We start from the raw sequence: 18,994 nt of genomic DNA, 5'->3' as shown, positions 1-18,994 counted from the left end.
ATGTGGCAAGTTAGTTCGGCCTCGAACAAGCCGATACTGCATGCAAAACTTTTATCCCGAAAGTTTAACGTTATTTGATTGTCTCGGGCAGGTCTCCTGACTTGCTGCGGATGTTGGCCTTCCCATCTCTTAAAAGACAGTGGCTTTTTATCAACCTCCTAATGCCAAAGGCATCGCTTACAGTTGCGGGAACAGTTCTTGACTTTCACAAGATTCCCTTTTAAGAACAATTCGCTAACGAATATGTTCACCCAATACGGGGGCGAAATTAAACAAATTAAATCCTGCAAGCGGTCAAAAGGCCAAATAATATTATTTTTGAGCATGCGCAAAACCCTTACCCTGCTGCTGGCAGTATGTTTTCTTTTAGCCTGTAAAAACGAATCCTCTTCTGAGCAATCGGAAGAGATCACTAACAGGCAGCAAATTGAGAACAGCGTGACTCATGCCACGGGTTTTCGTCTATATCACTATTCCGACTACAGTATTTTAGAAGTAGATAACCCCTGGCCTGAAGCCGATAAAACTTTTAGATACTTACTCTACTCTGAGCAGGCCAGACCTTTGGAAGACGCAGCAGCCGATTTTGACGCCATCATAAAAGTTCCCGTGAAAAGTTTGGTGGTGACCTCTACTACGCATATTCCGTCTCTAGAAGCATTAAATGCAGAAGAACTACTATTAGGGTTTCCGCAAACAGATTATGTCTCTAGCCCAAAGACTAGAGCCTTAATAGACGCCGGTAAGGTTAAGGAATTGGGTGGAACACAGCAGCTCAATCTAGAACTTCTTATCGAAGCCGCACCAGATGTGGTTGTTGGTTTTGGTGTGGATGGAGATAACAAAACGCTAGATCGTGTTCAGGAGGCCGGAATCCCAGTGGTATACAACGGAGATTGGGTAGAGCAAGATCCGTTAGGAAAAGCTGAATGGCTTAAATTCTTTGGCGCATTGCTAGATAAGAATGAGCAGGCCACAACTGCCTTCAACAAAATAGCCGAAGAATACACCCGTGTTAAAGCCCTGGCGCAGCATCAATCGGATGCGCCATCTGTTTTAAGCGGAGCCATGTATAAAGACGTTTGGTATCTGCCCAATGGACAGAGTTGGGCCGCGCAATTTCTAAGAGATGCCAAAGCAGATTACCGCTACGCAGACACCAAAGGGAAAGGGAGTTTATCGCTGAGTATAGAATCGGTTTTAGAAAAATCACAAGACGCAGCTTTTTGGATAGGACCGGGCCAATTCACCTCGTTAACTCAAATGGCCGAGGCCAATGCAGTTTATGCCGAGTTTACTGCTTTCAAAGCTAGTAAGGTCTATAGTTTTACCACCAATAAAGGTCCCACCGGAGGGGTTATCTATTATGAACTAGCGCCTAATAGACCCGACCTGGTTCTGAAAGATCTGATACGGATTTTACATCCGGAATTACTGCCTGAGCACGAATTGTATTTTTTTAGCAAGCTCGAATAGAATGAATACAAAGCCAGCTTTTAGGTTCTTTTTTCTAGGCGCTTTGTTGTGTCTGCTTTGTCTTGTACTCAATGTAAGTCTGGGTTCTGTGGCTATCCCATTTAAGGACACTTTACAGATATTGAGCGGTGGTGAGACGGCCGCCAGCAGTTGGGATTATATCGTTTTAAACTATCGTTTACCTAAAGCCTTAACAGCACTAATGGTAGGCAGTGGTTTAGCTATTGCTGGCTTGCTCATGCAAACGCTATTTCGCAACCCTTTAGCAGGACCGTTTGTTCTAGGGATCTCTAGTGGAGCGAGTTTAGGAGTTGCCCTTTTGGTTTTAGGAGCTGGTGTCTTCGGAGGATCTATAGCAGGACTAGCTTTTAAAAGTTGGGGAGTTGTAGCAGCTGCCAGTTTGGGAAGCTTCTTGGTGCTGTTAGCAGTTATGGCGGTAAGTACGCGGGTTAAGGACACAATGGCCATATTGATCATTGGACTTATGTTTGGCAGTTTAACAGCGGCTGTCGTGGCTGTTATGGCCTATTTTAGTCCGGCAGAAGACCTACAACGCTATGTGTTTTGGTCTTTTGGGAGTTTAGGCGGAAACTCTTGGAATAGCATAGGAATACTCGCTTTATTCTTTGGACTTGGGAGTCTCTTGAGTGTAGCGAACATCAAAGCCCTAAACGCACTTTTACTAGGGCCTCAGTATGCGCAAAGTATTGGAGTTCATTTAAAGCGAGCTACGCTTTGGATCATTTTGGCGACCTGTATCTTGGCTGGAGCTATAACCGCTTTTGCAGGTCCCATCGCCTTTGTCGGCTTGGCCGTTCCACATTTGACCAGGCTCTTTTTAAATACTTCGGATCATAGAATACTGCTGCCGGCAGTGGGTCTCTCTGGAGCAATATTAATGCTGATCTGCGATTCCATTGCGCAATTGCCATATAGCGAACTTACCTTACCGATCAATGCAGTAACCTCCTTATTTGGTGCTCCGGTGGTAATCTGGTTATTGGTTCGAAAACGTAAACTTCTCTTCTAATGGCAAAACAACTAGCGATAGAAATAGAAGATCTTAGCATAGGCTATGGGAAAGGGAATAAGGCTCTAGTGGTAGCCGATTCCATCACTTTAAAGCTTGAGCCTGCTTCACTTTATGGATTAATAGGCATTAATGGTTCAGGAAAATCAACACTGATAAAAACTTTGAGCGGAGCCTTAAATCCCTTAAGCGGCGAATTCAAAATTCAGGGTGAATCGGCGCATAAGCTGACTATGGAAGCCCGGGCAAAAATGCTGAGTGTTGTGCTTACCAAATCTCCAGTTTCGCTTAATTTGAGTTGTTATGAACTGGTGGCATTGGGTAGGCATCCGTACACCAATTGGCTAGGCAAACTGACGGCATTAGACAAAGAAGCTATAGCCGATGGCTTAGAGAAAACAGACCTGATAGCCTTAAAAGACAAAAAGTGTTATCAGCTTAGCGACGGCCAATTGCAACGCGCACTACTGGCACGAGCTATTGCTCAAGACACTCCTATCATAATTCTGGATGAACCCACCACCCATTTGGACTTGCATCATAAGTTCAATATGTTAAAACTGATGCTCCAGTTGGCAAGAGAAGGCAAAACAGTACTATACGCCACTCACGATTTAGAGCAGGCCTTGGATCTTTGCGATAGTATCTTGTTGGTAAAAGACAAGCGCATAGCGTCCTATAGCCGAGAAAAAGTGTTGACCTCGGGGGTATTGGAGTCCCTATTCCCTAAGGAGACGGTCCGATTCGATGTGGAGTCCAAGCGTTTTTTCCTCAACAAATAAGGATTCATAAATTGTCGGATTCCGAAGCATAAAAATTCAGATAGTTCCGTTGGCTTCCCTATCTTTAACCTAATTATGACAAGCGAAGTACTCTTATTTGTATTCTTAGCCATTTTGTGCATGTTTTTTGGTGCATTTATAGGCAATTTATTGGCTCGACTCAAGTTCAAAGCTCGCTCTTCCGCCTTGCAAGAGCGTTTGCATCAGGAGCACTTGCAGATCGAAAAACTCGATGAGCAATTTAAACGCGCCTTGAACGAAAAAGAAGCCCTCCGCGAAGAAAAGGAATTCTTAGGGCGGGAACTCACCAAACAGAATGCGGCCTATGATCACCTCAAACAGCGCAGTCAGGAGCAGCAAGAAGAAATGACCAAATTGCAAGAAAAATTCACCAAGGAATTTGAGAATTTGGCCAACAAGATCTTTGATGAAAGCTCTAAAAAGCTCACCCATAGAAATAAAGAGAGCATTGAGAATATTTTGAATCCGCTGCAAGAAAAGCTCAAAACCTTTGAAAAGAAAGTAGAAGATTCCAACAAAGAGAATATAGTTAAGCACACGGAGCTAAAGCAGCAGATCAAAGGCCTGATGGAACTCAACGAGCAAATGAGTAAAGAGGCGACCAACCTTACCAAAGCCCTTAAAGGAGACAGTAAAATACAAGGAAATTGGGGAGAATTGGTCTTGGAGCGCGTCTTGGAAAAATCAGGTTTAGAAAAAGACAGAGAATATTCCGTACAATCGAGTTTTACCACAGAAGACGGGAAGCGCGTCTTACCGGATGTGATCATTCACCTGCCAGAAGGTAAAAAAATGATCATAGATTCTAAGGTAACCCTTACCGCCTATGAGCGATTCGCCAGCGAAGACGATGAAGCTCAGCGACCTGCTTTACTTAAAGAGCATATTGCCTCTTTAAAACGACATGTAGACCAACTAAGTGAGAAGAACTATCAGAATTTGTATCAGATAGAAAGTCCTGATTTTGTCTTGTTATTTGTGCCTATCGAGCCCGCTTTTGCCATAGCCACGCAAGCCGAGCCACAACTCTACAATTGGGCTTTCGAAAAGAATATCGTAATAGTAACTCCAACTACCCTATTGGCTACGCTACGCACTATAGATAGCATGTGGAATAATGAAAAGCAGCAGCAAAATGCTTTGGAGATCGCTAAACAAGCTGGAGCGCTGTACGATCAGTTTGTCAACCTAACAGACGATCTGCTCAAGGTTGGAAAACAATTGCAAACCGCCACTGGAACCTACGAGACCAGCATGAAAAAATTAACGGGCCGCGGCAATTTGATCACCCGAGTAGAAAAACTCAAAAAACTCGGAATAAAACAGACCAAGCACCTGAACGAAAATCTACTGAAACGCGCCGACACTGATGAAACTGATTAAGTTAATGGAGATTATTGGCTATGGTGTATTCTCTATAGTAACCTGGTGGGCAGGCATTAGTGCTTTCTTTGAAAAGCCCAAACAGTCCGTGATCGACTCTTATTCCGGGGCAGTGACCTTTTTTGGTATTTTGTCTTTAATCATTGCCGCCTGCTTGAGCTATGTGGTCTACCGAAAATGGAGCGAGTACAGGGCAGGTAACTTCAAATAAGGGCCAAGCTTTTTAAAACACCCGACTCAAATTAAATCCGAAGAAAAAATCACCGTCGGACCAATCTCCCGCACCACGTATTAGAAAGCCGTCTTCGAACATGGCTTGCGCATTGGTAAAATGCAGCTGGAACACATGGCCACCAGTTTCCAAATCAACTCCTATAGAAAGTGGATTCCTAAAACTTGAATTTGAGTTTCTATTCAAATGCCAACCATAATCTGCATTCAGACTCCATCGGGGGCTCAATTTATAGCGGGCTCCAAAGCCGAGGGCGAACTGGTCGTTATCTTCATCAAAGAACTGAGGAGTTCCATTACCACTAATGGCAGTGCTGCGAGTCGCTAAGTTCTCGTGCAAATAGGTGGGAGCCAAAAGCACAGAAAGTCGTTCGTTGAGTTTGGAAGAGAGCAACAATTGTGAGGTATATGTCAGTCGATCTGAAAACTCTAAATTATTGAACAGATCTTTATCTAAAGCAGTGTTCACAGTGACCAAGTTGTATCCCACCAAAGTGAACGGCAGGCCATTTTGCTCTTGCTGAAGCAATCTATATTTGGCATGCAGTCCGTAAGTCTTTTGCAAGGAACTACGTGCAAAGCCCAAATTTAGCCAAGGCCTTAAACCGTATATGAACTTGAGCTGCGTCACCGCCTGATCCAAGCCAAAAAGATCGTCGATCCCATTTTTGACCGTTCCGAAACGGTGTGAAACAATAAAATAAAAGTCCTTGTGCCCTGCCAGTTTAGTCGATTCGAAGTTGACGATCTTCAAACCTTTAAATGCAGCGGTGACAGCTTGTCTACTGTCTATTTCGGCCTCTAGCTCTGCAAGAAGATCGTCTTGTGCAAAGGCAGATCCGCAGCAAACCAATAGGGCTAAGAATACGTTGAGAAAGTTTTTCATTTTAGTCGTTGATGATTTTACACTGATCCATACTGACCAGCTCGAAAAGGGAATCGTAACCTAAGACACGCCCTTTAATGATTAAATTTTCTTGTAGCGTAAGCTCAGGAATACTGTCCAGCTTACAATACACGGAATTGGACAAAACCAAACCGTCTAGTTCTACAGCGGTCACATAGCCTCGCAGTTCTACCGTAGTGTTGGTCAAGGTATCTTCGCTGCCTGTCAATAAGGTCTTTAATTCAGAAGCGGTTCCCTTAAATATAGCTGCCTCTTGTTGAATATCTCGGTGATCCTGATAGAGATAATTATATCCTAATACAGCGACTACAGCCAAGACCAAAGCCGCAATGATCCATAATTTACGCTTCATGATTAAATGGATTTAAGTTGCAGTTGCACAGCCACCCAGACCTCGTCGGCTATTTTTTTGGCAACGATCTTTGGGATTTCTATGTTAAAATCTTCTGGTTTTAAGGCAAAACGAGCCGACAATAGCAGGTCTTGGTCTGTTTTGGAAAACTGTAGTTCTGTTTCAAAAGGCTGCACCACTCCGTGGATCTCTAAAGAACCGCTGAATTGAAAGGCCGTATTACCAATACCAATAGCCTTAACATCAAAGTCTTTGATCTGACCTCTAAGGATAGCTTTAGGATATACTTCGGATTCCATATAGTTCTCGTTGAAGTGTTCTTCCATCAGGGCAATATCGAATCGAAAGCCTGTTACTAAGGCCAATACGGCCAATTGACCGTTGTCTGAGTTCAATACAGCGCTCACGCTACTGTGCGTAGCTGCAACAGGCTCAAAAGAAGGCACAGAGGCCTCAAAGGCAATGCTTCCTGCTTTAGTTCCAAACTTTTGAGCGATACCAATACTGCTACATAGCAGGAACAAGGTTGCTGCCAAATAATTTCTATGACTCATCGGGTGTTAGTTTTCGAGCAAGCCGTCCTCGCTCCATTGGATCAATAGGTCTATGGTCTGCTGTGGCAAGCGAGGCCCTCCAAGGGGCATCAAGCCATCGGCTCCTTCTTCCCTGCTCACTCTGTCTAAGAGGCCGCGGTTCAGGACAGCATCTCGAGCAGCCAAATAAGAATCTAGGGACATTGGTGCTCCATTCTGAGGGGGATTGCTGTGACAAACCACGCAGCTGTTGTCGAGAATAAATTTGACATCGCTATAGGTGACTTGCTCTTCTGCTTCTACCTCCGGAATAATGGGTTCCAAATCGTCCTGAGTGTTGTTGCTGCATCCCCAAAGCAAAACACCCAAGACGAATATTGGAATTAATTTAGTCATCACTTCAGATTGCTTTTTTTTACTGAAGAACGATTCGCAAGGACTGAGAACCCTCCTCAGTTTGAATACGTACAAAATACAACCCAGATTTGAACACCCCCATAAAAATGCTGGTCCGGTTATGGTTGTTTAGCGGTGCATCCATGAGCAGTTTCCCGTTAATATCAAAGAGTTGAGCACGCTCCATCCCTACTGGCGAGTCAATAAAAAGCCAATCCTTAACAGGGTTTGGATAGAACTCAAGATTGATGATCTCATTGTCGTCCACGCTTAAGGCTCCAACCTCGATAACACCGTTCATACTGGGGTGAACATCACATTGATACGGGTTTGTCCCGACATTTGGAAACTCACGAGAAAAGGTAGAACCACTCGGAAGCACGCCACTGTCAAAGGTGTCTGTACTTCCTGGCATAGAGGTTACTGTGTGAGGAGCACCATCGGTCCAGATCCAATTGACGGTATCTCCAGCTTCGATCACGAGTGTCCCTGGATCAGCTCCAATAAACCAATTGATATTGTGCGTGGTTTGCGCTTGAAGATTAAAAGTCAAAAAGGTAATAAAGGCAAGTAAAATAGTTTTCATAGGTAGTCTTTTTTAGAAAATTGTTTAACGTTTTAGTTGTCGTTAATACAACACCCGCATCCTATAAATTCCTACCTAAAAAGACAAGGACTACTAAAAACAGCTCATGGAACAATCAATTAAATACAACACATAAAATTGATTATCAATATTTTACAACTACAATGTTAGATCTAAAAAAAATGAAAATAATTTTAAAGATGAGGTTTTACTTGTCTCAATGGCCGAATTTTTCGTTTTACTCAGACAAAAAATAGTTAAACAAAAAAGGTGTGATCTTTAGACCACACCTTGTTGTTCTGTGTTAATACTACCTACTTACTCAAGTACATTTTGCGTCTGGAGTAAAGCTCGTAGAACTCATCGTCTTTAAGACTCTCAATGAACAAGATTGATTCTCCCGTACTCTTCATCTCTGGTCCGAGTTGTTTGTTCACATTCGGGAATTTGTTGAATGAGAATACTGGTTGCTTTATGGCATAACCTTCTAACTGCGGATTGAACTCAAAATCGGTCACCTTCTTATCGCCCAACATGATCTTGGTTGCATAGTTCACATAGGGCTCACCATAAGCTTTGGCGATAAAAGGAACCGTTCTAGATGCACGTGGATTCGCTTCAATGATATACACTTGGTCGTCCTTAATGGCGAATTGAATGTTGATCAAACCTACAGTGTTAAGCGCCAAAGCGATTTTTTTCGTGTGGTCTTTGATCTGCTGCATCACAAACTCGCCCAAATTGAACGGTGGCAATGTCGCATTGGAGTCTCCGGAGTGAATCCCGCAAGGCTCAATATGCTCCATAATACCAATGATGTAGACGTTCTCTCCGTCGCAAATGGCATCAGCTTCTGCCTCTATCGCTCCATCCAGATAATGATCCAGTAGTAGTTTGTTGTTTGGGATCTTACGCAACAAATCTACCACGTGGGCTTCCAGATCTTGCTTGTTGATAACGATCTTCATTCCTTGCCCTCCTAATACATAAGACGGACGCACCAATAATGGGAAATCTAACTCATCTGCCAGGTCTAGTGCTTCATCTGCAGTCTCAGCAACACCAAATTTCGGATAAGGAATATTGTTCTCTTTTAATAAAGTGGAGAAGCTTCCGCGATCTTCGGCTAGATCTAGAGATTGATAACTGGTTCCCATGATCTTTACCCCGTATCGATCTAGCTTTTCGGCTAGCTTCAAGGCTGTTTGTCCTCCGAGCTGCACGATCACACCTTCTGGCTTCTCGTGACGGATTATATCGTAGATGTGTTCCCAGAATACCGGCTCAAAATAAAGCTTGTCTGCAACATCGAAATCCGTAGATACGGTCTCTGGGTTACAGTTGATCATGATCGTCTCATAACCGGCCTCAGAAGCCGCAAGCACTCCGTGTACACAGCAGTAATCGAACTCAATCCCTTGCCCGATACGGTTAGGTCCAGAACCCAATACGATGATCTTCTTTCTATCGGTGGCCGGACTGTCATTCTCTACATAGGTCTCCCCGTCTGGCGAGGTCATTGTATTCTCGAAGGTCGAATAATAATAAGGCGTTTGGGCTTGGAATTCCGCAGCACAAGTATCTACCAACTTATACACGCGACGTACATTGAGCTCTTCGCGCTTGTTATAAACCTCGCTTTCCAAACAGCCCAACATATGCGCTATCTGACGGTCTCCGTAACCTTTTTGCTTGGCCTCTAACAGCAAGTCTCGGCTCAGCGTGTCTATGGTGTAATTGGATATCTCCTTCTCTAAGTGATATAATTCCTCGTATTGCTTTAAGAACCACATATCGATCTTAGTGATCTCGTGAATCCGTTTAAGAGGGATTCCCAATTGGATGGCATCGTAGATCACAAAGACACGGTCCCAACTGGCATGGGTCAATTTGTCAATTATCTGATCATAATTGGTATAGCCCTTTCCGTCTGCTCCTAAACCATTTCTTTTGATCTCGAGCGACTGCGTGGCCTTGTGCAACGCTTCTTGGAAAGAACGCCCAATGCCCATCACCTCACCTACAGCCTTCATCTGTAGACCTAGTGTACGGTCAGATCCTTCGAACTTATCAAAATTCCAACGTGGGATCTTTACGATCACATAATCCAAGGTTGGCTCAAATAATGCCGAGGTAGTTTTGGTGATCTGGTTCTCTAATTCATCCAAATGATAACCCATGGCCAACTTCGCCGCGATCTTTGCAATAGGATATCCTGTTGCTTTAGATGCCAAAGCAGAAGAGCGCGATACCCTTGGGTTGATCTCAATGGCAATGATCTCTTCTTCATCGTCTGGACTAACGGCAAACTGCACATTACAACCTCCGGCAAAATCACCGATAGAACGCATCATATGGATAGCCATATCACGCATCTTTTGGTATGTTCTGTCAGAAAGCGTCATGGCCGGCGCCACAGTTATCGAGTCTCCTGTATGGATTCCCATCGGGTCCATGTTCTCTATGGTACAAATAATCACCACGTTGTCGTTGCTGTCTCTAAGCAACTCCAATTCGTATTCCTTCCAACCCATCATGGCTTTGTCTATCATCACTTCGTGGATGGGTGATATCTCTAGCCCTCGCGTTAAGGCTTCGTCAAATTCGTCCTCGTTGTATACGATAGACGCCCCTGCTCCTCCTAAAGTAAAGGACGCTCTGATACACAGAGGGAATCCGAATTCTTGGGCGATCTCCTTTCCTCTCAGATACGAGGTTGCTGTTTCTTGCGGTGCCATACCAACACCAATCTCTTCCATCAGGTTGCGGAACTTCTCACGATCTTCTGTAATATTGATCGCGTCTATATTCACCCCAATGATGTCCACATCGAAGTCTTCCCATATCCCCTTTTCGTCGGCCTCTATACACAAGTTCAAAGCTGTCTGTCCTCCCATAGTTGGCAAAACAGCATCGATCTGCGGATGCTCCTTTAAGATTTTTACAATGGATTTGGTGTTAAGCGGCAATAGATAAACATGATCCGCCATAGAAGGGTCGGTCATGATGGTTGCCGGATTGGAATTGATAAGAATAGTTTCGATTCCGTCTTCGCGTAGTGAACGAAGCGCTTGGGATCCTGAATAGTCAAATTCACAGGCCTGTCCGATGATGATCGGCCCGGAACCTATGATAAGAATGGATTTGATTTTTTCGTTTTTTGGCATGGATTCTCGGCGGGTTTAAAAATCGTATAAAATTACAGCTATATAGGCACAAAAAAAAGGTGCTGTTTAAAGAAACAACACCTTTTTATATACAGATTATCAACATTATTTTTTGTGACGTGGTTCAGAAGACACGGTCAATTTCTTACGGCCCTTTGCACGTCTTGAGGCCAATACCTTACGGCCATTTACAGACGCCATGCGCTCTCTAAACCCGTGCTTGTTTCTTCTTTTACGTTTCGATGGCTGAAAAGTTCTTTTCATCGTCTGTTTCCTTTAGTATCTTCTTGAAATGTGTTTTTGTGACCTGTTTCAAAGTCGGCTGCAAATATACAATCATTTTTTTCTTTCACAAAGGCTAGTTGAAAAACTTTTTTTCCTTAAAAAATTAGTTTCTTTGCACCCTAATACCTCGTGTAATGAAATTCTTTAAAACATCCCTGTTCTTGTTACTTATTTCGGCTGCCACGGCATTTGGACAACAAAAATTGGGATACAATCTTAAGAAAGGGGATCAATTCAACCTGACCCAGAAATCCATTCAAACCATTAAGCAGAGCATCACAGGTATGGAAGTTGAGCTTGTTAATGATATAAGTGCAGAATTCCTACTCACCGTTGTGGAAGTAAATAAGAATTCCTACATGATCGAGTTTGAGTTTATCAATTTTGCTTATGAAATGCGTTCCGAGACCATGGGACCTATGCTATCGGTAGACACTTCTTCTGAGGATTATGATGAAAACGATTTAACGCAATCCATCTTTAGAGGATTACTCAAGGTTCCAATGACTTTTGAGATGCTTAAGACTGGACGTATCATTGACATCACTGGTGGTGATGCCTTGATCGATAATATGTTGAAGAAATCGGGCATCACAGATGAATCGCAATTGGCCGCGATGCGTGAAGGCATGGAAAAAGAATACGGTGGTCAAAAGATCGCTGCCGGATTTGAACAATTCACTTATATCTATCCAGAAAGCAAAAAAAGCAAAGGAGATACCTGGGAAACAGAAATCGATGGCGACCTAAAAGCGCAGCACGTTTGGACTTTGGAATCCTTCAATCGTAATATTGCCAATATTGTGGGTAAGGCTGATATTCAAATGAATATTGATTCAGGAACCACTAAAATCCAATGTGAGGGAACCCAAAATACAACCGTTGTTGTGGATTCGGCTCACGGCTTTATGACCAGCTACCATTCAGAATCTGTAGCAGATGGAGAATCTTTTGCTACAGCTCTTGGAGATCAATCGATTCCGACAACGATTACAACCATTACTGACTATACCATAAACTAATGTTTAATAAGTATATCAAATTAGTACTGGCCACAGCTCTAGTGGCCCTAGCCGTTTGGCAGATCACAGAAGATTACATCGGTAACGGGATCATGTTGATCCTGCTAGCCGGAGTTTTTGTATTCCTTTACTTTAAGAACGAGTTGATCCTTCTTGCCTTTTTAAGATTGCGTAAGCAAGACTTCCCTGGGGCCAAGAAGTGGTTAGATCGTATAAAGAACCCCGAAAGTGCCTTGGTGCGCAAACAACAGGGGTACTACAACTACCTCAATGGTATGATGGTTTCTCAGACCAATATGAACGAGGCTGAGAAATACTTTAAAAAGGCCGTAAGTCTTGGCCTGAATCTGAATACCGATCTGGCTGTAGCTAAGATGAATCTTGCAGGAATCGCGATGGCCAAGAACCGCAGACGTGAAGCACAAGCCCTTTTGTCCGAAGCAAAAAAGCTCGACAAGCACAATATGTTGTCCGATCAACTTAAGATGATGCAGCAACAAATGAAGAAGGGGGGACAACCCAGACAGCAGTTTCAGCGTGGCGGCAGACGCCGATAGGTGTAAGAAAATTACTACTTTTATTCAGCTAAAAATTTGGAAATCAAGCATTTTTGTTTAATTTCCCTGCTGAATCTACCCCTATCTGCCTATGGTGAAACTACTACACCTAGTGCTCTTATTGTGTTGTGTACAGGCCTTCTCGCAAGGGATAGACCCCAGACGCCTCTTTTCTTACAAGGTCAAAGAACACCTCAAACAATACGCCAATAATGCAGATAATGCCTATGCCGTGAAAGACTACGAACGCGGAGAGTTCCTATTTGATTCTTTAGTACGCAATGTGGTCAACAAGAGCTATATGGACAACTTTAAGTTCAAGAAGCTCTCTGGCAAAACGGTGTCCTTTCACGAGTATAAAAAACCAGTTTTTTTAATGACCTATGCTTCTTGGTGTACTCCAGGGGCTGGAGAGATTCCTGCCTTGAACAAGGTAGTAGAGGCTTATCATCCATATATAGATTTTGTAATCTTGTTTTGGAATTCGAAAGACCAGGTGAAAACAGTGGCCAAAGGGTACCACTCCAAGATAGACGTGGTCTATATTGACGAGACCGAAAACATCCATGACCACGTTATCATTAGCATGAAACACAGTCTTGGGTTTCCCACCTCTTTCTTTATTTCCTCGTCAAAACAGATCTTAGATGTTCGGCGTGGCGTGTTACATCCTTATGCTGAAGAATACGAGGTTTCTTATTCGTTGAACTACGATGCCTTCTTAGAGGGAATCTCTTTGCTGTTCACCGAAGAAGAAGCGCCTTACCTCAAGTATTTACTAGGTCAAAACTGATTATTGCCCCATACTGTACACCCCTTCTTTAGGAATCGTTATGTTGTATTTTTTACCCGAAGCATTTTTTAAATAAGTATCACGCAGCCAAGGGTTGTGCAATTTGAGAATCTTGTAGTTGATGTTGAACTTTTTAGCAAAAGCGGGCATATCAGTAATGGCGGTATCAACCTCTACCTCATAGGTTGGTATGGGCTGATACAGATCTTGCTCTCTAAAGTTGAAACCGTATTTCTTCGGATTGCTCATTATCTCTTTAAAGGCTAATATTCTGAACAGATACCGGCTGGTTTCGTCGTTGAGCAAGAGGTCGTAATAACTTCCAAAAGCCTCTTGTCGTTTCTGTTGTTTGCTTATTCCGGCATTACCGGCGTTGTATGCTGCAGCGGCAAGGGTCCAGCTGCCAAAACGCTCTTTGGACTTTATAAGATATTCTGCGGCCACTTTAGTCGCCAACTCCAGATTGTATCGCTCGTCTACATAATCGTTAATCTCCAGGCCGTATTCGCGCCCAGTGCTCTTTAAAAAGTGCCAAAAACCAGCTGCTCCTGCGGGAGAACTGTTATTCTGCAAAGCACTCTCTGCTACAGCTAAGTATTTAAAATCGTCTGGCAGGCCATATTTGGCCAATAAGGGTTCAATGATCGGAAAATATCGGCGTGCCCGTTTCATGATCAAAAGTCCATTGGATTGCCAATAGGTATTGACTAAGAGTTCTCTATCCATGCGTTCTCGTATATCCGGATCATTTAAAGGCACAGTTTCTCCTGCAAAACTCATTTCATCCGGTAAAGGCAGGGCGTAGATATTGTAATCGTTAACGATCTTAACCTCCAGATTTTCATCTGTTGGGGCATTTTGCACCGCATTGATCATTAGGCCTGCACAGCAGACCACTAGAATCAGGGTTAATACTTTGTAATACTTCTTCATGGTTCACTCTTTTAATCCCACATTAAATATAGCAAATACAGCCGGCTAGCGCAATATTTACAACGGCTTTAACAGCTTGAGCAAAGCAGCAGTAACAGCCTTGGCTTTATAGATGATCATTGCGTGGGTTCCGCCTTTAATAACAAAGGCCTGATTAATGTTCTTTATTGGAAAAACAATATCCTTGTCTCCGTGTATGTGTAGCACTTCTGGATCCGCTTCTACCCGTGGCCAGCAGATCATCATCTTAATGGCCCAATCCAGGTATTTTTTATTTCTGACCGAAAGATAGATGTCGTAAAGTTGCAGACGCTTTTTAGAACGCGGCCCAATGGCAAAACGTGTTAGATTCTTTGTGTTTACCACCAAACCTGTGGGCAGCATTTGATATAACCGACTTTTTTTAGCAAAGAGGAATCGGGTTGGCATTTCGCCTTTAGTCTTGACACTCGAAATAACAATCACTTTAGCCTCAGGCAAAAAGGCTTTCATTTCCTGCGCCACCACACCTCCAAAGGACACCCCAACTAAATAGCACTTAGGGGTTGTGACCCGCTGGGCCATTCTTTTGGCATACTGCTGCAAGCTTTCCTCCTCATCGGGAATCATCCACTCCAATATTGTGGTTTGGAATTGATCTCCGGGTAAATGTATTCGTTCAAAGATTTCTGGGCCGGCTGCCATTCCCGGAATGAAATACAAGCTAATTGGAGGTTGCGACATGCGATGTTTCTCGTTAAAAATCAAGCTAGAAATAAAGAAATTTCGTAACTTTGCGAGGTAAAATTAGCAATATTTCTGTTGAGATTTGCTTGCTTTTGCAACAGATTTGGCACCTTCTGGATTGCAAGTTAACTAATTAACAATCAGGAGAAAACGAACTAGGAGTCCAAGCTGCACCCAATCCAGACTTACTTATGTTGTTCTGTACTGAGCCTCAAGGCATTCAGTGAAAGCATCTGGTAACTAAAAAAATTGAAAGATGATAGAAGACGTAGAGATCAACGATAATGAATTCCTAAGACAATTCGAACTACAGGTTGGCGACAATATGGCGCGAATCGAATACTCTCTGCAAGAAAGAAAGATATTCCTTACCAAATACTTCATGCCTGAAGATATGGAAGAACAAGGCTTTCGCGATATTTTCATCAAAGCTGTTTTTCAAGAAGTAGAAGATCGCAATATCCGCCTAGTACCTACCAGTCCAGAAATTGCGGCTTTTATGCGTAAGAACAGAAGAATATACAAAGACTTGCTACCGGTTGGTATCTCTATTTAGAGTGCACCCGCGGCCTGTAATTTTTCAAAACGAACAAAGCCCTCCTCGTCTATTTCGGTCAAGGTGACCTGATGCAAGGTATTGACCAAAGCAGGGTCCCAAGGCATACGAACCTTTACGTAGTTCTCTGTAAAGCCATGTATATATCCTGACTTGTTTTCTCCTTCAAACAACACTGTACGCGCTGTACCGAGCTGTGATTCGTAAAAGGCTCTGCGCTTTTTTACCGAGAGTCCTCTGAGCATTCTTGAACGCTTAGCTCGAACCTTTTGAGGTACTGGATCGGCCATAGCAGCTGCTTCTGTATTATCGCGTTCTGAATAAGTAAAAACGTGTAAATAAGATATGTCTAAAGCATTCAGATAATTGTAGGTCTCTAAAAAATGCTCCTCGGTTTCCCCAGGAAAGCCTACAATGACATCTACTCCTATACAAGCATCGGGCATAACCGAACGAATTCTAGCAATGCGTTCGCAGTAAAGTGCAGTTAAATAACGGCGTTTCATGCGCTTGAGCAAGGCATCGCTTCCGCTCTGTAGAGGAATGTGAAAATGCGGAACAAAGCTATTGGAACTGGCCACAAAATCTATGGTCTCGTTTTTAAGCAGATTTGGCTCAATAGATGAAATTCGCAAACGGTGTATTCCAGGCACTTTATCTAAGGCCTGAACCAACTCCAAAAAAGTGTGCTCGTGCTTTTTATTACCAAACTCGCCCTTGCCGTAATCGCCTACGTTCACTCCAGTAAGTACTATCTCTTTGATCCCTTTGGCAGCGATCTCCGCAGCATTCTTTAACACATTCTCTAAAGTGTCACTACGAGAAATCCCACGAGCCAGTGGAATGGTACAATAGGTACACTTATAGTCGCAACCGTCTTGCACCTTTAAAAAAGCACGGGTTCTGTCACCTATAGCATAAGAACCCACATAAAAGTCGGCCTCGTTTATCTCACAAGAATGTACTTGTCCATAATCATTTTTACTCAGGTCATTGATGTAATCGAGCAATTTGAACTTCTCTGTAGCACCTAATACGAGATCTACCCCATTGACATCCGCCAATTCTTGCGGTTTCAACTGAGCGTAACACCCAATTGCAGCAACAAAAGCATCAGGGTTGACCTTTTGGGCCTGCTTTACAATGGTCTTAAAGCGCTTGTCTGCATTCTCTGTGACCGAACAGGTATTGATAACATAGATGTCTGCCGGCTGATCGAACTCCACGCGCTCAAAGCCTTCTTGAACAAATCCACGAGCAATGGTGGAGGTTTCTGAAAAATTCAGTTTGCACCCCAAGGTGTGGAAAGCGACTTTCGGTTTGTTTTTATGTGCGACTTTTAAGGACAAATCAACAGGCTATTTTATTATCTTTACCAGTATATGCATAAGCACATTCAGCGGGCAAAATTACAACTTAATTACAGGAACTTAAAATTTATGGCGAGGGTATCGTCACTATATGTTTTTGGGTTTTTATTGCTGATTATAAGCACATTGAGCTGCTCCAACGAAACCGATGCAGCACGTGATCACCTGGTCTTTCGATACAATGAGCATAGCAATGTTTCTTCCTTAGATCCTGCTTTTGCTCGAAACCCAGCCAATATCTGGCCCGCCAACCAACTCTTTAACGGCCTGGTTCAACTAGACGATGCGCTTAATGTACAACCCGATATTGCAGCGTCTTGGACCTATAACGACAGTACATACACTTACAGTTTTAAGCTGCGTAAGGATGTGTATTTTCATGAAGACGAGGCCTTTGGAGTACAAGGGACCAGAGCGGTGGTTGCGGCGGATTTTGTATATAGTTTTAATCGATTGATCGACCCTAAGATCGCTTCTCCTGGTCGCTGGGTTATGAATCCTGTCGAGGAAGTGAAGGCGGTCAACGATTCCACCTTGACCATTAAGCTCAAAGAAGCCTTCCCTCCTTTTTTAGGCATGTTGGGGATGCGCTATTTTTCTGTAGTTCCTAAGGAGGCGATAAAACGCTATCAGAATGATTTTAGAAAGCATCCTATTGGCACTGGCCCTTTTGCCTTTAAGCTTTGGGAAGAGAATGTGAAACTTGTGCTCAGAAAGAATCCTAGGTATTTTGAAACCGATGAGCAAGGAGAGAAACTGCCTTATCTTGAGGCTGTTGCAATTACATTCTTACCTGATAAGCAAAGTGAATTCCTTCAATTCGTTCAAGGGAAATTAGATATGGTGAACAGTTTAGACAATTCGTATAAGGATGAGATTCTCACTGCGGATGGGAAACTAAGAGAGAAATATCAATCCGAAGTAAAACTTTTAAAGAGCCCATTTCTAAATACAGAATATTTGGGTCTTTTCTTGGGAGATACTACTAGTATTCTGCAATACAAAAGCCTGCGCCAAGCCATTAATTACGGTTTTGACCGCCAAAAGATGATCACCTATTTGCGCAATGGTGTGGGTATACCAGCAGAACATGGCTTTATTCCACAAGGATTACCAGGTTATAATGATAGTATTGGCTATTCTTACAACCCTGAAAAGGCCCTTGAACTGCTGAAACAATATAAAAAAGAAAGCGGAGACAGTCAGCCGAAGATAAGTATTGGCACTAACAGTCAGTACTTAGACTTTTGCGAATACATTCAGCGCGAATTGGAAAAGATCGGGATCTCAGTAGCTATAGAGGTAATGACTCCCTCCACCTTGAGGCAGATGAAGTCCAGCGGAGAACTCGATATCTTTAGAGCTAGCTGGATAGCTGACTATCCGGATGCTGAGAACTACCTCTCGCTTTTTTACAGTAAGAATTTCACTCCAAACGGCCCCAATTACACACACTTTAAAAGTGAGGCTTTTGACAGCATTTACCAGGCTGCTTTAAATGTTTCTGACATTGCAGAGCGCAAGCTCCTCTACAAACAACTAGACGCTATAATAATGCAAGAAGCGCCCGTTGTCCCACTGTATTATGATATGGCACTGCGATTTGTGAGTAAGGATGTAGAAGGTCTTGGGATTAATCCACAGAATTTCTTGGTGTTGAAAAGAGTGAAGAAAAAATCCGAATGAGGGATTTCTAACCTCTGAACGAGCATAAATTTTAATTCTCGAAATCTCCTGGTATAGTGAAAATTTAGGGGGATTCCATCCCCGCCCCAATTAAAATTAAGACATCTAAAAGCATCAAAAAAATTGGTCTGCCACAGCTTTATGAATTTACACTGCAATTAATTTGCACAATAGCATACCCTTTAGGCAAACACTTCCTAAG

The 18,994-nt window shown here is 43.1% G+C and carries 20 protein-coding genes and 1 riboswitch; of the genes, 10 read left to right on the top strand and 10 right to left on the bottom strand.

Going from position 1 to position 18,994, the window contains the following annotated elements; genetic code table 11:
- Positions 1 to 69: 69 nt before the first annotated feature.
- A riboswitch (cobalamin riboswitch) is annotated at positions 70 to 270 on the bottom strand.
- Between the two features lie 54 nt (positions 271 to 324).
- From AC0J2F_RS12470 to AC0J2F_RS12450, 5 genes are all read left to right on the top strand, one after another.
- Complete coding sequence (locus tag AC0J2F_RS12470) at positions 325 to 1,476, top strand: ABC transporter substrate-binding protein (RefSeq protein WP_473007929.1); 1,152 nt, start codon at positions 325 to 327, stop codon at positions 1,474 to 1,476.
- Between the two features lies 1 nt (position 1,477).
- On the top strand, positions 1,478 to 2,506 hold the full coding sequence (locus AC0J2F_RS12465) for a FecCD family ABC transporter permease (protein ID WP_473007928.1): 1,029 nt from the start codon (positions 1,478 to 1,480) through the stop codon (positions 2,504 to 2,506).
- Positions 2,506 to 3,288, top strand: coding sequence for an ABC transporter ATP-binding protein (locus AC0J2F_RS12460; RefSeq protein WP_473007927.1), 783 nt, complete (start codon positions 2,506 to 2,508; stop codon positions 3,286 to 3,288). Before AC0J2F_RS12465 ends, AC0J2F_RS12460 begins: the two co-directional genes overlap by 1 nt.
- Before the next feature lie 75 nt (positions 3,289 to 3,363).
- Positions 3,364 to 4,692 (top strand): DNA recombination protein RmuC, encoded by a 1,329-nt coding sequence (locus tag AC0J2F_RS12455; RefSeq protein WP_473007926.1) that lies wholly within the window; start codon positions 3,364 to 3,366, stop codon positions 4,690 to 4,692.
- Positions 4,679 to 4,903 carry a hypothetical protein gene (locus tag AC0J2F_RS12450; RefSeq protein ID WP_473007925.1) on the top strand — a complete coding sequence of 75 codons (225 nt, stop codon included), beginning with the start codon at positions 4,679 to 4,681 and terminating at the stop codon, positions 4,901 to 4,903. Before AC0J2F_RS12455 ends, AC0J2F_RS12450 begins: the two co-directional genes overlap by 14 nt.
- A gap of 12 nt (positions 4,904 to 4,915) precedes the next feature.
- Here AC0J2F_RS12450 and AC0J2F_RS12445 read toward each other — a convergent pair whose 3' ends face one another.
- The 7 genes from AC0J2F_RS12445 to rpmH form a co-directional block, all read right to left on the bottom strand.
- Positions 4,916 to 5,809, bottom strand: a complete 894-nt coding sequence (locus AC0J2F_RS12445) for a DUF5777 family beta-barrel protein (protein WP_473007924.1) — start codon at positions 5,807 to 5,809, stop codon at positions 4,916 to 4,918.
- A 1-nt stretch (position 5,810) separates the two neighbouring features.
- Positions 5,811 to 6,182, bottom strand: a complete 372-nt coding sequence (locus AC0J2F_RS12440; protein WP_473007923.1) for an OB-fold protein — start codon at positions 6,180 to 6,182, stop codon at positions 5,811 to 5,813.
- 2 nt (positions 6,183 to 6,184) lie between these two features.
- A complete protein-coding gene (locus tag AC0J2F_RS12435) occupies positions 6,185 to 6,736 on the bottom strand; it encodes a YceI family protein (protein ID WP_473007922.1) in 552 nt (183 codons plus the stop codon).
- A 6-nt stretch (positions 6,737 to 6,742) separates the two neighbouring features.
- A complete protein-coding gene (locus tag AC0J2F_RS12430) occupies positions 6,743 to 7,111 on the bottom strand; it encodes a hypothetical protein (RefSeq protein ID WP_473007921.1) in 369 nt (122 codons plus the stop codon).
- Between the two features lie 19 nt (positions 7,112 to 7,130).
- Positions 7,131 to 7,697 (bottom strand): T9SS type A sorting domain-containing protein, encoded by a 567-nt coding sequence (locus tag AC0J2F_RS12425; RefSeq protein WP_473007920.1) that lies wholly within the window; start codon positions 7,695 to 7,697, stop codon positions 7,131 to 7,133.
- Between the two features lie 314 nt (positions 7,698 to 8,011).
- A complete protein-coding gene (gene carB, locus AC0J2F_RS12420) occupies positions 8,012 to 10,864 on the bottom strand; it encodes a carbamoyl-phosphate synthase large subunit (protein ID WP_473007919.1) in 2,853 nt (950 codons plus the stop codon).
- Positions 10,865 to 10,969: 105 nt separating this feature from the next.
- Entirely contained in the window at positions 10,970 to 11,128 is a 159-nt protein-coding gene (gene rpmH / locus AC0J2F_RS12415) for a 50S ribosomal protein L34 (RefSeq protein WP_087522827.1), read from the bottom strand.
- 155 nt (positions 11,129 to 11,283) lie between these two features.
- Here rpmH and AC0J2F_RS12410 point away from each other — a divergent pair, with 155 nt between their 5' ends.
- From AC0J2F_RS12410 to AC0J2F_RS12400, 3 genes are all read left to right on the top strand, one after another.
- Positions 11,284 to 12,171, top strand: a complete 888-nt coding sequence (locus AC0J2F_RS12410) for a DUF6263 family protein (RefSeq protein WP_473007918.1) — start codon at positions 11,284 to 11,286, stop codon at positions 12,169 to 12,171.
- Entirely contained in the window at positions 12,171 to 12,728 is a 558-nt protein-coding gene (locus AC0J2F_RS12405; protein ID WP_374960121.1) for a DUF2892 domain-containing protein, read from the top strand. The genes AC0J2F_RS12410 and AC0J2F_RS12405 overlap by 1 nt, the downstream gene beginning before the upstream one ends.
- A 91-nt stretch (positions 12,729 to 12,819) precedes the next feature.
- Complete coding sequence (locus AC0J2F_RS12400; RefSeq protein WP_473007917.1) at positions 12,820 to 13,521, top strand: TlpA family protein disulfide reductase; 702 nt, start codon at positions 12,820 to 12,822, stop codon at positions 13,519 to 13,521.
- Here AC0J2F_RS12400 and AC0J2F_RS12395 read toward each other — a convergent pair whose 3' ends face one another.
- Both AC0J2F_RS12395 and AC0J2F_RS12390 read right to left on the bottom strand, forming a co-directional pair.
- A complete protein-coding gene (locus AC0J2F_RS12395; protein ID WP_473007916.1) occupies positions 13,522 to 14,454 on the bottom strand; it encodes a lytic transglycosylase domain-containing protein in 933 nt (310 codons plus the stop codon). It abuts the gene before it with no gap.
- Positions 14,455 to 14,511: 57 nt separating this feature from the next.
- On the bottom strand, positions 14,512 to 15,177 hold the full coding sequence (locus tag AC0J2F_RS12390; protein ID WP_473007915.1) for an alpha/beta hydrolase: 666 nt from the start codon (positions 15,175 to 15,177) through the stop codon (positions 14,512 to 14,514).
- Positions 15,178 to 15,436: 259 nt separating this feature from the next.
- Here AC0J2F_RS12390 and AC0J2F_RS12385 point away from each other — a divergent pair, with 259 nt between their 5' ends.
- Positions 15,437 to 15,736, top strand: coding sequence for a GNAT family N-acetyltransferase (locus AC0J2F_RS12385; RefSeq protein ID WP_087522833.1), 300 nt, complete (start codon positions 15,437 to 15,439; stop codon positions 15,734 to 15,736).
- Here the strand turns inward: AC0J2F_RS12385 and mtaB are convergent.
- Positions 15,733 to 17,085, bottom strand: a complete 1,353-nt coding sequence (mtaB, locus tag AC0J2F_RS12380) for a tRNA (N(6)-L-threonylcarbamoyladenosine(37)-C(2))-methylthiotransferase MtaB (protein WP_473007914.1) — start codon at positions 17,083 to 17,085, stop codon at positions 15,733 to 15,735. The genes AC0J2F_RS12385 and mtaB overlap by 4 nt on opposite strands.
- A gap of 90 nt (positions 17,086 to 17,175) precedes the next feature.
- Between mtaB and AC0J2F_RS12375 the strand changes: the two genes are divergently transcribed.
- On the top strand, positions 17,176 to 18,792 hold the full coding sequence (locus tag AC0J2F_RS12375; RefSeq protein ID WP_473007913.1) for an ABC transporter substrate-binding protein: 1,617 nt from the start codon (positions 17,176 to 17,178) through the stop codon (positions 18,790 to 18,792).
- Positions 18,793 to 18,994: the final 202 nt, after the last annotated feature.

It is taken from the genome of Gilvibacter sp. CC01, assembly GCF_055755295.1.
This window is presented reverse-complemented; position numbering and strand designations above follow the sequence as displayed.

Bases quoted from the DNA above. Each gene is read 5' to 3' on its own strand.
- rpmH (WP_087522827.1), bottom strand. From the start codon at position 11,128: ATGAAAAGAACTTTTCAGCCATCGAAACGTAAAAGAAGAAACAAGCAC.
- AC0J2F_RS12455 (WP_473007926.1), top strand. From the start codon at position 3,364: ATGACAAGCGAAGTACTCTTATTTGTATTCTTAGCCATTTTGTGCATG.
- AC0J2F_RS12465 (WP_473007928.1), top strand. From the start codon at position 1,478: ATGAATACAAAGCCAGCTTTTAGGTTCTTTTTTCTAGGCGCTTTGTTG.
- AC0J2F_RS12405 (WP_374960121.1), top strand. From the start codon at position 12,171: ATGTTTAATAAGTATATCAAATTAGTACTGGCCACAGCTCTAGTGGCC.
- AC0J2F_RS12470 (WP_473007929.1), top strand. From the start codon at position 325: ATGCGCAAAACCCTTACCCTGCTGCTGGCAGTATGTTTTCTTTTAGCC.
- AC0J2F_RS12430 (WP_473007921.1), bottom strand. From the start codon at position 7,111: ATGACTAAATTAATTCCAATATTCGTCTTGGGTGTTTTGCTTTGGGGA.
- carB (WP_473007919.1), bottom strand. From the start codon at position 10,864: ATGCCAAAAAACGAAAAAATCAAATCCATTCTTATCATAGGTTCCGGG.
- AC0J2F_RS12460 (WP_473007927.1), top strand. From the start codon at position 2,506: ATGGCAAAACAACTAGCGATAGAAATAGAAGATCTTAGCATAGGCTAT.
- AC0J2F_RS12435 (WP_473007922.1), bottom strand. From the start codon at position 6,736: ATGAGTCATAGAAATTATTTGGCAGCAACCTTGTTCCTGCTATGTAGC.
- AC0J2F_RS12410 (WP_473007918.1), top strand. From the start codon at position 11,284: ATGAAATTCTTTAAAACATCCCTGTTCTTGTTACTTATTTCGGCTGCC.
- AC0J2F_RS12445 (WP_473007924.1), bottom strand. From the start codon at position 5,809: ATGAAAAACTTTCTCAACGTATTCTTAGCCCTATTGGTTTGCTGCGGA.
- AC0J2F_RS12390 (WP_473007915.1), bottom strand. From the start codon at position 15,177: ATGTCGCAACCTCCAATTAGCTTGTATTTCATTCCGGGAATGGCAGCC.
- AC0J2F_RS12385 (WP_087522833.1), top strand. From the start codon at position 15,437: ATGATAGAAGACGTAGAGATCAACGATAATGAATTCCTAAGACAATTC.
- AC0J2F_RS12400 (WP_473007917.1), top strand. From the start codon at position 12,820: ATGGTGAAACTACTACACCTAGTGCTCTTATTGTGTTGTGTACAGGCC.
- AC0J2F_RS12375 (WP_473007913.1), top strand. From the start codon at position 17,176: ATGGCGAGGGTATCGTCACTATATGTTTTTGGGTTTTTATTGCTGATT.
- AC0J2F_RS12395 (WP_473007916.1), bottom strand. From the start codon at position 14,454: ATGAAGAAGTATTACAAAGTATTAACCCTGATTCTAGTGGTCTGCTGT.
- AC0J2F_RS12440 (WP_473007923.1), bottom strand. From the start codon at position 6,182: ATGAAGCGTAAATTATGGATCATTGCGGCTTTGGTCTTGGCTGTAGTC.
- AC0J2F_RS12425 (WP_473007920.1), bottom strand. From the start codon at position 7,697: ATGAAAACTATTTTACTTGCCTTTATTACCTTTTTGACTTTTAATCTT.
- AC0J2F_RS12450 (WP_473007925.1), top strand. From the start codon at position 4,679: ATGAAACTGATTAAGTTAATGGAGATTATTGGCTATGGTGTATTCTCT.